This is a genomic window from Desulfosporosinus sp. FKB (genome assembly GCF_002196705.1).
In the GTDB taxonomy this organism is placed as follows: domain Bacteria; phylum Bacillota; class Desulfitobacteriia; order Desulfitobacteriales; family Desulfitobacteriaceae; genus Desulfosporosinus.
The window spans coordinates 17,283-30,622 of the sequence record NZ_NADJ01000040.1 but is presented as its reverse complement, the minus strand read 5'-3'; the positions used below and the strand labels follow the sequence as shown (position 1 = coordinate 30,622).

At 46.3% G+C, this 13,340-nt stretch carries 13 protein-coding genes; all 13 read left to right on the top strand.

Annotated features, from left to right (window positions below):
* Positions 1 to 48 precede the first annotated feature (48 nt).
* Complete coding sequence (locus tag B5Y67_RS21625) at positions 49 to 558, top strand: DUF177 domain-containing protein (protein WP_088228472.1); 510 nt, start codon at positions 49 to 51, stop codon at positions 556 to 558.
* A 32-nt stretch (positions 559 to 590) separates the two neighbouring features.
* Positions 591 to 770 carry a 50S ribosomal protein L32 gene (gene rpmF / locus B5Y67_RS21620; RefSeq protein WP_014828530.1) on the top strand — a complete coding sequence of 60 codons (180 nt, stop codon included), beginning with the start codon at positions 591 to 593 and terminating at the stop codon, positions 768 to 770.
* A gap of 288 nt (positions 771 to 1,058) precedes the next feature.
* Complete coding sequence (gene fapR / locus B5Y67_RS21615; RefSeq protein WP_088229033.1) at positions 1,059 to 1,643, top strand: transcription factor FapR; 585 nt, start codon at positions 1,059 to 1,061, stop codon at positions 1,641 to 1,643.
* A complete protein-coding gene (plsX, locus tag B5Y67_RS21610) occupies positions 1,644 to 2,627 on the top strand; it encodes a phosphate acyltransferase PlsX (RefSeq protein WP_088228471.1) in 984 nt (327 codons plus the stop codon).
* Positions 2,628 to 2,662: 35 nt separating this feature from the next.
* Positions 2,663 to 3,667 carry a beta-ketoacyl-ACP synthase III gene (locus B5Y67_RS21605; RefSeq protein WP_088228470.1) on the top strand — a complete coding sequence of 335 codons (1,005 nt, stop codon included), beginning with the start codon at positions 2,663 to 2,665 and terminating at the stop codon, positions 3,665 to 3,667.
* Entirely contained in the window at positions 3,660 to 4,616 is a 957-nt protein-coding gene (gene fabK, locus B5Y67_RS21600; protein WP_088228469.1) for an enoyl-[acyl-carrier-protein] reductase FabK, read from the top strand. The genes B5Y67_RS21605 and fabK overlap by 8 nt, the downstream gene beginning before the upstream one ends.
* Before the next feature lie 3 nt (positions 4,617 to 4,619).
* Positions 4,620 to 5,555, top strand: coding sequence for an ACP S-malonyltransferase (gene fabD, locus B5Y67_RS21595; RefSeq protein ID WP_088228468.1), 936 nt, complete (start codon positions 4,620 to 4,622; stop codon positions 5,553 to 5,555).
* A gap of 1 nt (position 5,556) precedes the next feature.
* Positions 5,557 to 6,300 (top strand): 3-oxoacyl-[acyl-carrier-protein] reductase, encoded by a 744-nt coding sequence (gene fabG / locus B5Y67_RS21590; RefSeq protein ID WP_088228467.1) that lies wholly within the window; start codon positions 5,557 to 5,559, stop codon positions 6,298 to 6,300.
* A 40-nt stretch (positions 6,301 to 6,340) separates the two neighbouring features.
* On the top strand, positions 6,341 to 6,568 hold the full coding sequence (acpP, locus tag B5Y67_RS21585) for an acyl carrier protein (RefSeq protein ID WP_014828523.1): 228 nt from the start codon (positions 6,341 to 6,343) through the stop codon (positions 6,566 to 6,568).
* 152 nt (positions 6,569 to 6,720) lie between these two features.
* Positions 6,721 to 7,665, top strand: a complete 945-nt coding sequence (locus B5Y67_RS21580) for a nitronate monooxygenase (protein WP_088228466.1) — start codon at positions 6,721 to 6,723, stop codon at positions 7,663 to 7,665.
* A gap of 12 nt (positions 7,666 to 7,677) precedes the next feature.
* Positions 7,678 to 8,919, top strand: coding sequence for a beta-ketoacyl-ACP synthase II (gene fabF / locus B5Y67_RS21575; RefSeq protein ID WP_088228465.1), 1,242 nt, complete (start codon positions 7,678 to 7,680; stop codon positions 8,917 to 8,919).
* 22 nt (positions 8,920 to 8,941) lie between these two features.
* On the top strand, positions 8,942 to 9,730 hold the full coding sequence (gene rnc / locus B5Y67_RS21570; protein WP_088228464.1) for a ribonuclease III: 789 nt from the start codon (positions 8,942 to 8,944) through the stop codon (positions 9,728 to 9,730).
* Entirely contained in the window at positions 9,720 to 13,298 is a 3,579-nt protein-coding gene (smc, locus tag B5Y67_RS21565; RefSeq protein ID WP_088228463.1) for a chromosome segregation protein SMC, read from the top strand. Before rnc ends, smc begins: the two co-directional genes overlap by 11 nt.
* Positions 13,299 to 13,340 lie beyond the last annotated feature (42 nt).

The window sequence follows — 13,340 nt, the reverse complement described above, 5'->3', positions numbered from 1 at the left end:
GAAAAATGTGCCAACTATAATGTAGTATGTGTATTGGGGTGAATTAAAGTGAAAGTGAATGTTGCCCAGGTTCGTCACAGATCTGGAGAAAGTATCTATTTTGATTTAACGGAAGATTTTTCCCCGTTTGAATTAGGAACAGAAACATTCTCGTTTTCAGCGCCTGTACACGTACAACTTCAGGTAGTCAACACAAATAAAGCGGTGCTGGTTAAGGGAACAATTGAGTCGGAATTAAAAGTAATGTGTGGACGGTGTTTGGAACCTTTTAATTATCATCTTAATCTACCTTACCAGGACGAATGGGTTTTCCCTTCACAAGCTACGGAAGATTTGCTGGAATCCGCACTTCTTTTAGAAAAGGATGACGTTGATATTACACAACGCATTTTTGAACAAATTGTGTTAGCTTTGCCTATGAAGTTTATCTGTTCAGAGGATTGTCGAGGTTTATGTTTAACCTGTGGTGCAAATCTCAACCAGACCACGTGTTCGTGTAAAGAGGACGTTGTTGATCCTCGATTTGCAGCATTGGCCAAATGGCAAGCAAATGACTAATCAATTTTCGAGTACCTAAAGGGGGTGTAATCATGGGTGTTCCGCAACATCGCCAATCAAAATCAAGAGTACGTAAACGCCGGGCTATGTGGAAAATCACTGCACCAAACCACATTGAATGCCCCCAATGCCATAAACCGAAATTGCCGCATTATATTTGCCCAAACTGTGGGTATTATAATTCGAAGGTTGTAATTTCAAAGGAAGCTTAAGGTTTAGCAGCAAACAAAGAATTCTATTTTAGAGTTCTTTGTTTTTTTCTGCGTATTTTTCGACAGGGTAATTTCTTGTAATGAAGACAGATATGGTTTATAATTGTGACCAGGTCACAATTGCGAAGTTGCGAAGTGAGGTACGCGAACTTCGAGTATCGAAAAGATTATCCTTAGTTCAATGGATTGATCCAGTTTTTAAGCCCCCCACTTCTATAAGTGGGGGTGGGCCCTTCGAGTTCACAGGTTAAGGCGATAGGAAATATAGAGTAAGATTTGGTGATAGTGGTGGTTCGATATGGTAAGGATGAACGTCGCAAAATTCTTGAAGCAGAATTAAGCAAACATCCTTTTTTTACGGATGAAGAACTTGCTCAGCGCTTTAGAGTGAGTGTATCAACTATTCGTTTAGATCGCGGAGTCCTTGGAATTCCTGAGTTGAGAGAACGGACCAGGGTTGTTGCCCAGGAAGCATATTCAACTTTAAAATCCTTAGATGACCAAGAAGTCATTGGGGAGCTTCAGGAATTAGTTATCGGGGAAAGGGCACGTTCTACCATGGTAATCGAGGAAACCATGGTTTTGGCGAAAGCAAGAGTTGCACGCGGACATTATCTTTTTGCCCAGGCTAATTCCTTAGCGATTGCCTTAGTGGATGCTCCGATGGCTTTAACCGGCAGCGTAGAGCTTAAGTTCATTCGGCCGGTTCGGTTAGGGGAAGTTGTTGTGGCAGAAGGCAAGGTTACTAAGCGAAAAGGGGACAAATATTGGGTGGATGTCCTTTTGCAAGCTAATACAGAGGCTGTACTTCGCGGACATTGGGTCCTGTTTGCCAGGGAGCGAGGGGAAGTACGTGAAACGGAGATGGAGTAGATGAAAATTGCCGTAGATGCTATGGGAGGAGACTATGCTCCCGAAGAGATCGTGAAAGGGGCCGTGAGGGCAGCAGAAGCAAACTCTGAATTACATCTTCTGCTGGTTGGACAAAAAGAACGGATTCAACCTTTCCTGCCCGGTTCATGTCCGGATAACCTTTCGTTAGTTGAAGCTTCTGAAGTTATAGAAATGGATGAACATCCGGCAAACGCTGTGCGCAAGAAGAAAGATTCGTCGATTGTCGTAGCTACTCGCTTAGTAAAGCAAGGTGATGCTGATGCGCTTATTAGTGCCGGCAGTACAGGAGCACAAATGGCAGCTTCTTTGCTGGGCTTAGGGCGCATCAAGGGTATTGAACGTCCTGCTATTGCGACAGTGCTGCCAACGGCACAGGGGGGTAAATTAGTTCTCGATGTGGGAGCTAACCTGGACGCTTCTCCTGAACAACTTTGTCAGTATGGACTTATGGGAAGTATCTATGCCGAGAAAATCTTAGGAATTGCTAATCCGCGGGTCGGGCTGTTAAATATCGGCAGTGAGGAAGGCAAAGGGAATGATTTGACCCAAAAAGCTTATGAACTCCTAAAAAATGCTCCCCTAAATTTCTCAGGCAATATTGAGGGTCGGGATGTGCCTTTCGGCCGGGCCGATGTGGTTGTTTGTGAAGGTTTTGTAGGCAATGTGCTTTTGAAAACGGCAGAAGGATTGGCTGGGGCTTTGTTCGAGCAGATTAAGGAAAAAATCACCTCTACCGCGCTGCGTAAGTTAGGAGCTTTAGCGGTTAAGCCGGGCTTAAAGGAGATCGCCCAAATGATGGATTATGCTGAATATGGCGGTGCTCCTCTGTTGGGGGTCAATGGAATCAGCATTATCTGTCATGGAAGCTCGAAAAACAAGGCGATTTTTAATGCAGTTCGTGTAGCCCGGGAATGTGTGCAGGTACAGCTCCTGGAACAAATAAAAAGTAACTTGCCAAAGTAACGTGTTTCAAATAATTAATAGAGAGGACTGCGGCTATGAGAAGTGTTGGAATTGTAGGGACAGGGTCCTTTGTTCCGGAAAAGGTTTTAACGAATGCTGATATGGAGAAACTTGTAGAGACAAATGATGAATGGATCGTCACACGAACGGGGATCCGGGAAAGGCATATTGCGGCTAAAGATACGCCGGTGTCAGAGTTATGCTATCAAGCAGGGTTAAAAGCGTTAGAAGATGCCAAGATAAGCCCGGAAGAGGTTGACCTTGTGATTGTGGCAACCATTACGGGAGACTATGCTTTTCCTTCGACTTCATGTTTAGTCGCTGATCGCTTAGGTGCTAAAAATGCTGCGGCTTTTGATGTGCAGGCAGGATGTACAGGCTTTATTTACGGAGTAGCGACGGCAAGTCAGTTCATTGCTGCAGGGATGTATAGAACCGTTCTTGTCATTGGCGGAGAAACGTTAAGTAAAATTATTAATTGGACAGATCGCGGTACCTGCGTTCTTTTTGGCGACGGCGCAGGGGCAGCTGTATTACAGCCTGTGGAGGAAGGCTATGGTTTTCTGAGTTTTGAATTAGGCTCCGATGGTTCAGGAGGTAAGCTGTTAGCCCAAACTGCCGGTGGGTCAATGCATCCGGCCAGTCAGGAAACCGTTGAGAAAAATTTACACACGATTCAGATGGAAGGCAAGGAAGTTTATAAATTTGCCGTACGGATTATGGGTGATGTTTCAGTTAATGTTTTAGAAAAAGCAGGTTTATGCAAAGAAGATGTGGATTTGCTTGTACCCCATCAAGCAAATATTCGAATTGTTGATGCATCTATCAAACGTTTAGGTATATCGCCGAAAAAAGTGGTTATCAATCTGGACAAGTATGGTAATATGTCGGCAGCTTCCATTCCCGTGGCCCTTGACGAAGCGGTAAAAGAGGGTCGTCTCCATGAAGGGGATGTGGTTGTCATGGTTGGGTTTGGAGCTGGATTGACTTGGGGGGCCTGTGTCCTTAAATGGATGAAAGTAGGAAAAAAGCATGATTAAAACAAGAATCTGTGAGTTAATAGGTATAGAATACCCTATTTTTCAAGGGGGAATGGCTTGGGTTGCGACGGGGGAGTTAGCGGCTGCAGTTTCGGAGGCAGGCGGTCTAGGGATCATTGGCTCAGGTCAGGCTCCAGCGGATTGGCTGCGCGTGGAAATTGGCAAAGTCAAGAGAATTACGACGAAGCCTTTTGGCGTTAATGTTATGTTAATGTCCCCGTTTGTAGATGAAGTCATGCAGGTAATTCTCGAAGAGCGTGTTCCCGTCATCACGACTGGAGCTGGCAATCCGGGAAAATATGTTCCTGATCTCAAAGAAGTTGGCACGAAGGTGATTCCAGTCGTTGCTTCGGTAGCCTTAGCTAAACGCTTGGAAAAGGTCGGAGTTGACGCACTTATTGCAGAAGGTATGGAGTCCGGAGGACATATTGGAGAAATCGGAACCTTTCCTTTGATTCCGCAAATTGTGGATGCGGTAGATATACCTGTCATAGCAGCAGGCGGGGTTTTAGACGGCAGGGGACTCGTCGCGGCCATGGCTCTCGGCGCAGAAGGGGTGCAAATGGGGACTCGCTTTATGTGTGCTCAAGAGTGTACGATCTCTCCTCTTGTGAAAGAAAAAATTATAAAAGCTAAGGATCGTTCGACGGTTGTTACCGGGAGGTCAACCGGACACCCGGTTCGCTGCTTAGACAATCGGTTTACACGAGAATTTGAACAGTATGAGAAAGAGGGCATGGCAGGGGCTGAGCTCGAAAGGCTTGGTCAGGGAAAACTCCGCCTGGCTATGGTTGAAGGGGACGTTGAAAATGGTTCAATCATGGCAGGGCAGATTGCAGGAGCAGTAAAACAAATTGAACCAGCTGCCATGATTGTTCAAGATATCATGCAATCAGCAGAAAAAGAATATTCGCGCCTAACAACATTGCTTGGAAAGAAGGGAGACTGAGGCTTGAATAAACTAGCAGTAGTCTTTCCGGGCCAGGGCTCTCAATATGTTGGAATGGGGCAAGAATTGTTTCCAACTGTAAGCGGGAAAGGGGCTTATGAAATAGCCCGGGAGGTCCTGGGAACATCTTTCTTAGAGCTTTTGGAAAAGGGCCCTGAAGAAGAGCTTCAGCAAACGGCAAACACTCAGCCGGCAATTCTTCTTGTGAGTATTGCTGCTTGGCTTCAGCTTCAAGAGGCTGGTGTTAAGCCTGATTATGTGGCAGGACATAGCCTGGGTGAATATTCAGCTCATGTGGCCGCAGGCAGTCTAACTTTGGCAGAGGCTCTAAACGTTGTGAGACGGCGGGGAGAGCTGATGCAGAAGGCGGTTCCCGCAGGAGGCGGGATGGCAGCTATTTTGGGGCTGGCGGCAGAAAAGGTGGAAGAAGCTTGTCAACGAGGAGCGGAGCTGGGTGTTGTTGCTCCGGCGAATTTTAATTGTCCGGGGCAAGTGGTGATTTCCGGAGAGCTGACGGCTTTAACCCGGGCCATGGAGATTGCCAAGGAACTGGGAGCTAAAAGAGCTGTACCTCTTGCCGTGAGCGGACCTTTTCACTCGAGTTTGATGAAGAAGGCAGGAGAAGAACTTCTTTCAGTTTTAGAACAGGTTCATTGGACCACTCCAAGCTGTCCGATTATTGCTAACATCGATGCCGGAGAGGTGGTTTCTGCGGAGCGTACTGTGCAATCCCTGGTTGACCAGGTCAGCGGACCTGTGAGATGGGAACAGTCTGTGCGCTATCTTGTCGATTCAGGTGTCGATACATTTATTGAGTGTGGTCCCGGCAAGGTTTTAACCGGGCTGATCAAGAAAATCGCCCCGGGAGTTAACCTTCTCCGCGTTGAGGATAAGGAGAGCTTGGAAAAGTCACTTGCATATTTGAAGGAGAGTCGTTAAAATGGTGCTGAATGAAAGCGTGGCTATCGTTACTGGGGGCGGTCGGGGAATTGGACGCGCCATCGCCCTTGAATTGGCTGCAGCGGGTGTCAAGGTTGTTGTTAATTATGCGGGCCGTTCTGAAAAGGCGGAGGAGACTGTTTCCTTAATCCGTCAGGCAGGAGGAGAAAGCATCGCTGTTCAGGCGGATGTCAGCCAAGCCGCTGAAGTGGATCGCTTAGTTCAAACGTCGCTTGAACGTTTTGGGAAAATTGATATTCTTGTTAATAATGCAGGGATTACCCGGGATGGTTTAATGCTTCGTATGAAAGAAGCGGATTGGGATGCGGTCCTGGCAACGAATCTCAAAGGTGTCTTTCTATGTACGAAGGCCGTTAGCAGAGGAATGCTTAAACAGCGGTCGGGAGTCATCGTGAATATTTCTTCGGTAGTTGGTTTATCCGGCAATGCCGGTCAAGCCAATTATGCGGCTGCAAAGGCCGGAATCATCGGCTTGTCTAAGGCAACGGCCAAAGAGTTTGCTTCTCGGGGAATACGAGTCAATGTAGTTGCGCCGGGGTATATTTGTACGGATATGACGGAAACATTACCTGAAGGGGTGCAAAATGAGATTCTGCAGACCATTCCTTTAGGCCGCATAGGTAAGCCAGAAGATGTTGCCAAAGTTGTCCGATTCTTAACCTCGCCGGAATCGGCTTACATAACAGGGCAAGTCTTATGTGTTGACGGTGGTATGGAAATGTAAATGAGAGACGTTTGTCAGTGAGAGGAGGTGAAGAAACACCATGGGAGTTTTCGAACAAGTTAAAGCCATCGTCGTCGAGCAGCTTGGGGTCGACGAAGCAACGGTTACCCAGGAGACCTCCTTTGAAGAGTTGAATGCAGATTCTTTGGATATCGTTGAATTGATTATGGCTCTGGAAGAGGCCTTCGATATGGATATCCCGGATGAAGAAGCTGAAAAAATCCGGACAGTCGGGGATGCAGTCAATTACATCAAGGAAAACAAATAATCACAAAAGTCCCGTACACAGTTGCGGGGCTTTCTCTTAAAGAGTTTGCTTTTTTTAGAAGTGTCAACACTTCTGAGAAAGTTTAAATAAATAAATTAGATTTTATAACAATTATTAAGTATGGGGTATAACTCTGACGGGAGGAAACATTAGTGAAAATACCCGAACTTCATATTGCAGATTTAGTAGCTAAAATTCCGATTATCCAGGGAGGGATGGCCGTTCGTATATCAATGTCTCCCCTGGCAGCCGCAGTGGCTGAAGAAGGCGGAATTGGCCTGATAGCGGGCAGTGGCTTGTCTGTAGAAGAATTGATTGCAGAAATTCGTGAAGCTCGTCGGCGCACAAAGGGGATTATTGGAGTTAATATTATGTTTGCGGTTCGAGAATTTGCCCAGTTGGTGCACGCTGCTTTTGAAGAAAAAATAGACCTTCTGGTCTCTGGAGCAGGATTCTCAAGAGATATGTTTTCCTGGGGGAAGGAAAAGGGTATCCCCGTAGTACCGATTGTTTCGACAGCTAAACTTGCTAAGTTATCCGAAAAGCTGGGCGCCGCTGCTGTTATCGTGGAAGGGACAGAAGCGGGCGGTCATCTCGGTACAGATCGTTCGATCCATGACATCCTGCCGGAAGTTATTGCGGCGGTAAATATCCCGGTAATAGGTGCCGGAGGAGTTACTGACGGCCAAGGTGTGGCAGCAATGCTGAAATCCGGTGCAGATGGTGTACAGATGGGAACCCGTTTCGCGCTCAGTAACGAGAGCAGCGCTGCTGAAGAATGGAAAAACGAGATGATCAAGGCGAAGGAAGAGGACATTGTTATTATTCATAGTCCAGTGGGTTTGCCGGGAAGAGGAATAAGAAACCCTTTTACAAAGGCCTTGGAGGCTCATGACGATGTCAAGTCTAAGGGATGCGCCATGTGCCTTAAACATTGCGAGGGGAACTTTTGTATCATGCGCCGCCTGATAAAGGCTCAAGAGGGTGATGTTCATGACGGCTTGATTTTTTCCGGTGCCAAGGTTCATAAAATTAATGAAGTCAAATCAGTTCATGAAATTTTTGAAAATATAAAAGAAGGAATAGAAAAGGCTTAAGGAGGAAGAGATTTGAAACATCGTGCGGTAATCACAGGGATGGGTGTCATCTCTCCCGTTGGCAATCAACTTGAGGAATTTTGGAATAACTTGATTGCAGGCAAGTCAGGAATCGGGTTATTAACTCGTTTTGATACTTCGAACTTATCGACGAAGGTTGCGGGAGAAGTTAAAAATTTTGAACCTACGGAGTGGATCGATAAGAAGGAAAGCCGTCATATGGACCGCTTTGCCCAATTTGCTATTGCAGCTGCCAAACTTGCCGTACAAGATTCCGGTCTTGATTTTGAGAACGTTAATAAAGAACGGGCTGGCGCTGTGATGGGATGCGGGATCGGCGGAGTCATTACCTTTGAAGAACAGAAAGAGGTGCTGATGAACCGGGGCAGTAACCGCATCAGTCCCTTCTTTGTTCCCATGTTAATTGGCAATATGGCCGCTGGTCATTTGTCGATTGAATTTGGCTTGAAAGGTTCCAGCATGACGATTGTGACGGCTTGTGCCTCATCAACAAATGCGGTGGGAGAGGCCCTGCGCTTAATTCAGCGCGGAGATGCTGATGTTATCTTATGTGGAGGGACTGAAGCTCCCTTAACGGCTCTGGCCTATGCCGGATTTTGTTCCATGAAAGCAATGTCAACAGAGAAAGAAAATCCTGAGCAGGCCTGTCGTCCTTTTGATAAGCGGCGCAGTGGTTTTGTAATGGGTGAGGGAGCGGGGGTTTTGGTTTTAGAATCCTTAGAACATGCCAAGGCTCGCGGCGCTCGGATTTATGCTGAACTTGCAGGTTATGGCAGCACTTCTGATGCCTATCATATTACGACTCCTGTTCCCGGCGGTGCCGGCGCGGCTCGGGCAATGCAAATGGCGATCGATGATGCAGGCCTGAACGTTAACGAGGTAGATTATATTAACGCCCATGGAACCGGAACCGGGCCCAATGATTCAACTGAAACGGCGGCAATTAAAACGGTTTTCGGAGATGCCGCTTCAAAATTAGCGATTAGTTCGACAAAGTCCATGACAGGGCATTTAATGGGCGCTGCCGGAGCGATTGAAGCCATTATAAGCACTCTAACGATCGATCGTGGTATAATTCCGCCAACGGCGAATTATGGAGAGCCAGACCCGGAATGTGATTTGGATTATGTTCCTAATCAAGCACGCCATCAGGAGGTAAAGGTATCAATGTCCAATTCTTTAGGGTTTGGGGGACATAATGCCACCATTGTCTTGAAGGAATTTACCGAATAACGGGGTAAGGAGATCTTGAGAAATGGGACAAAAGAACCACAGCTCGATGCCTGTCTCCGCAAAGACAGATGGGAAATCGGGGCGGAAACGTTATGGATTTGTTTCCAGCAAAAAAGACTTGGGGCTTAATCTGGCAAAACGATTGGGATTGGATGTTCCTCCCAATCGACTCTTTATTACTGCTTTGACTCATCCTTCGTATGTCTTTGAAAATCCCCAGTCTGGCAGAGAAAATAACCAGCGACTGGAGTTTTTAGGAGATGCGATTTTAGATTTTGTCGTTGCCGAGTATCTGTACCTTAATTATCCTGAACGTCCGGAAGGAGAACTCACAAAAATGAGGGCCGCTGTTGTCAATGAAACAACATTGGCCCGCAAGGCCCATGAGATAAGTTTGGGTCAGGAACTCTTGCTTGGTAAAGGAGAACAAGTCTCAGGCGGGCGAGAAAGGCCTTCAATCTTAGCCGATGCCTGGGAGGCTGTTATCGGCGCGATTTATTTGCAATATGGTTTCCAAGAGGCAAGGCGAGTAATTTTAGAAATGCTTAAACCCGCCATTGAAGGCGTTGCTCAAGGAAATTATGGTGACTATAAAACAATGCTGCAAGAAAAGGCCCAGCGTCAGGAAATTGAAGTGAGCTATCAAATTTTGGTTGAAGAAGGTCCTGATCATAATAAATCCTTTACGGCAGGGGTTTTCCTGCAAGGAAAGCTGATGGGTAAAGGAATCGGCCGGACGAAGAAGGAAGCAGAACAGCATGCTGCCCAGCAGGTCTTAGAGAACTGGGGGAAAGCAAACGATGAGTCCTGAGAATTTCCCGGTATTCTTGAAGGAAATTCACATTCAAGGATTTAAATCGTTTGCTGATCGCATTAAGTTAGAGTTGGGCCATGGTCTTAGTGTTATCGTAGGGCCCAATGGCAGCGGTAAAAGTAATGTTGCGGATGCCGTGCGTTGGGTCCTGGGGGAGCAGAGTGCCAAGAGTCTGAGAGGCTCCAAAATGGAAGACGTAATTTTTGCCGGAAGCACTAAGCGCAAACCCGTAGGCATGGCTGAAGTCTCTCTGATTTTTGATAATGAAACTGGAATGTTTCCTTTGGACTTTCGCGAAGTTACTGTAACCCGTCGAGTTTATCGCGATGGCGAAGGACAATATTTAATTAACAAAGCGTCATGCCGCCTGAAGGATATTCAAGAGTTATTTATGGATACCGGAGCAGGTAAGGAAGGATTTTCGATCATTGGGCAGGGGCGGGTTGAGGAAATTTTGAATCTTAAGTCGGAAGAACGTCGATCATTGATTGAAGAAACGGCTGGGATTACTAAATACCGTTATCGGAAGCGCGAAGCCTTAAAACGCCTTGATGCTACAACCACTAATCTCCAACGTCTTGAGGATATAATCCAAGAGATTGAGGGACAACTGACTCCTCTGGCTGCCCAAGCCCAAGTGGCCGAAGAAAGCCTGGCACTTATGGCTGAACAAAAATCCTTGGAAATTCAAGCTGTCGTTTTAGATGTTGCCGATGTCAAACAGAAGCTGGCGGCGGCAACGCAGGATTCTGAAACCATGAAACAAGGCTTAGTAGAAGCTCAGACTCTTTTGAGCCAAATAGAAAGTCAAGATCTGGAGCAAAAGATTAAGCTTAAAGCGATTGAGGAAGAAATTCAGGCCAAACAGGCAGAAGCATTCCAGGCTGAACAGGCCTATAATGCTGTAAAACATGAGCAAAGCTTGCGTTTGGAACGATCAAATAATTTTAAAGAGCAAATTGAACGTTTAACCCAGGAGATTAATGAAGGTGAAGATAAACTTCGGCAATTAGAGCAGCGTCAGCAAACCTTGACGGCAAAACAAGCAGTTCTAAGCTTAACGGTAGAGGAATCCCGGCAAAAGGTTGTTGAGCAAGAGTCTAAATTAGCAAATGCCCGGGATCATGAACTACGGGAAGATATCGACCGTTTAAAAGCCGATCTCTTTGAAGCGATGACAGAGCAAGCGAATTGTTCGAATGCTCTTACGGGTATGAGACATTCCCTGGCCTCACTGGAGCAGCAGCTTCTGCAAATACAGCGTGAGCAAGCTAATAAGGAACATGAACTTCATACCATGACGGAGGAAGCGGAAGCACAAGAGCAGGAACTTCTCCGTTTGCAGGAGCAAGCAGAAGCTTTTCAGCGGGGAAAAGTCCAACTTCAGTCGGAGTGGGAAAAACTAAAGGGATTGCGCCAAGATAAAACGAGTGAATTGCAGCGGCATCGTACAAGAATGGATCAAACTCGCGCCCGGTTACACGCCTTGCAAAGCTTGGAAGATTCTTTGGAGGGATATCAACGCGGAGTCCGAGAGGTGATGCTTGCGAAGAAAAAAGGAATTCGCGAAGGATCTGGACTCTGCGGTACTGTGGCCGATTTGATATCTGTACAGGCGAACCATGAAGTTGCCATAGAAACAGCCCTCGGAGCGGGCTTGCAAAATGTTGTCGCTGAAAATGAACAAGCTGCTAAAACCGCGATAGGATATTTAAAAGCCCATCAGTTAGGAAGAGTTACCTTCTTGCCCTTGGATGTAATTCAAGGCAACAGGATGAGTGTCGCCAAAGCTGTGGGAAATGACCCCGGATTTATTGGAATTGCCGTAGATTTGGTAGGGTATGACCCCAAATACCAAAAAGCTGTTGAATTTTTGTTGGGTCGTATCCTGGTTGTTACAGATATGGATGCTGCAACACGGATCGCGCGAATTTCCGGGTACAAGCTGCGGATTGTTACTTTAGAAGGAGACCAAGTACACCCGGGTGGTTCCTTAACCGGCGGCAGCATTCATCGCAAAGGCGGAAATCTGCTGGGGCGTTCGCGTGAGATAGAAACACTGGGTTCTGAATTAAGCCAATTAGAGAAAAACTATAAGGAAAAAGAACAGGAATCTCAGAAGCTGGAAAGTCAAGAAAGGGAGCTTCAAGAGAATCTGGAAACCTTAATTCAGAAGCAGCGCCAGGAAAAAGAACGCCAGGTCATCCTTAAAACAGCCAATGACAATTCCTTAAGCCAGATTCGGCGCATCAGTAACGATTTGCGTGGGTTAGATCAGCGTAAAAAGGGAATCTTGCTGGAGATTGACGAAATTACCTTGAATTTGCAAAATAGTACGAAGCAATTTGAAAACGCAGAAAATAATTCCCGCAGGATACGCGAAGAATTTAATCAACGAGAACAAGAAGCTCAAACAGCTGCCGACGAACTCAATCAAGGCAGGGAGCAGCTGACCCAGGAAAAGGTAAGCTTAGCCAAGTGGGAGCAAGAACTGGCGCAGTGCTCAGAGCAAATCGGGCAGGAAAAAGAAGTCTTCAGAGAAAGTGAACAAAGTCTTAAGCAGAAAAAACATAACTTCCTGACCTTCCAGCATAACCTTGAGACGGTTGACAAAGAACAACTGGAATTAAACGAGAGTCTGGAAAGCCATGGCAAGGCTCAGGAGTCTTTGCAATACTCTCTGATGCAGCTAAGACAGGATAAGGAAGACCTATTCGCTCAAGCCCAGGCACTTGAACAGGAAATGCATGCTCAGAGTCAAAAAGTCCACACAAATGAACAACGTTTACATGCCAATGATCTTCGGATTGTTCGTTGGGAAACAGAGTGCCAGTCAGGACTAACCCGGCTTGAAGAGGAGTTTTCACTTCAATGGGAAGAAGCTGTGACTTATCTTACCCAAGAAGAGAGGACAGCTATCGGCAAAAGAGTTCAAGAATTAAAACGCCGCATTGAGGAACTTGGCCCGATTAATCAAGCGGCTATTGAAGAATATCCTAAGCTGCGTGAACGAAAGGAATTTATGTTGGCTCAGCAAAGGGATTTAATTGAGGCTGATCAGACGCTGCGTCAATTGATTGATGAGCTTGATGAAACGATGAGTGTACGCTTTTTAGAAAGTTTTAATGCTGTAAACTCGGCCTTTCAAGAAGTCTTTAAGGAGCTTTTTATTGGCGGCAATGCCGAACTATCTTTAGTTGAACCTGATCAATTATTAGAAACAGGTGTGGAGATTATCGCTCAGCCACCCGGGAAAAAACCCCAGCTGCTTTCGCTGCTTTCCGGGGGTGAACGGGCCTTAACAGCAATAGCTCTCCTTTTCGCCCTCTTGCGTGTAAAACCCAGCCCTTTTTGTATTTTGGATGAAATTGAAGCTTCTCTCGACGATGCTAATGTACAGAGGTTTGCCCAGTATCTTCATCGCTTATCTGATTCTACGCAATTTGTGGTTATTTCGCATAGAAAAGGGACTATGGAATCGGCGGACATATTGTATGGGATTACCATGGAGGAGAGCGGGGTATCTAAGCTGCTTTCGGTACGGTTGAATGAGAGACTTGCATGATACGTCGCTCGGTCATACGTTCGCAGAGCAAACTACCGCTCA

Excerpts from the sequence above, each read along its gene's own strand:
- rpmF (WP_014828530.1), top strand. The coding sequence starts at position 591 with ATGGGTGTTCCGCAACATCGCCAATCAAAATCAAGAGTACGTAAACGC.
- plsX (WP_088228471.1), top strand. The coding sequence starts at position 1,644 with ATGAAAATTGCCGTAGATGCTATGGGAGGAGACTATGCTCCCGAAGAG.
- B5Y67_RS21605 (WP_088228470.1), top strand. The coding sequence starts at position 2,663 with ATGAGAAGTGTTGGAATTGTAGGGACAGGGTCCTTTGTTCCGGAAAAG.
- fabK (WP_088228469.1), top strand. The coding sequence starts at position 3,660 with ATGATTAAAACAAGAATCTGTGAGTTAATAGGTATAGAATACCCTATT.
- fabG (WP_088228467.1), top strand. The coding sequence starts at position 5,557 with ATGGTGCTGAATGAAAGCGTGGCTATCGTTACTGGGGGCGGTCGGGGA.
- acpP (WP_014828523.1), top strand. The coding sequence starts at position 6,341 with ATGGGAGTTTTCGAACAAGTTAAAGCCATCGTCGTCGAGCAGCTTGGG.
- rnc (WP_088228464.1), top strand. The coding sequence starts at position 8,942 with ATGGGACAAAAGAACCACAGCTCGATGCCTGTCTCCGCAAAGACAGAT.
- smc (WP_088228463.1), top strand. The coding sequence starts at position 9,720 with ATGAGTCCTGAGAATTTCCCGGTATTCTTGAAGGAAATTCACATTCAA.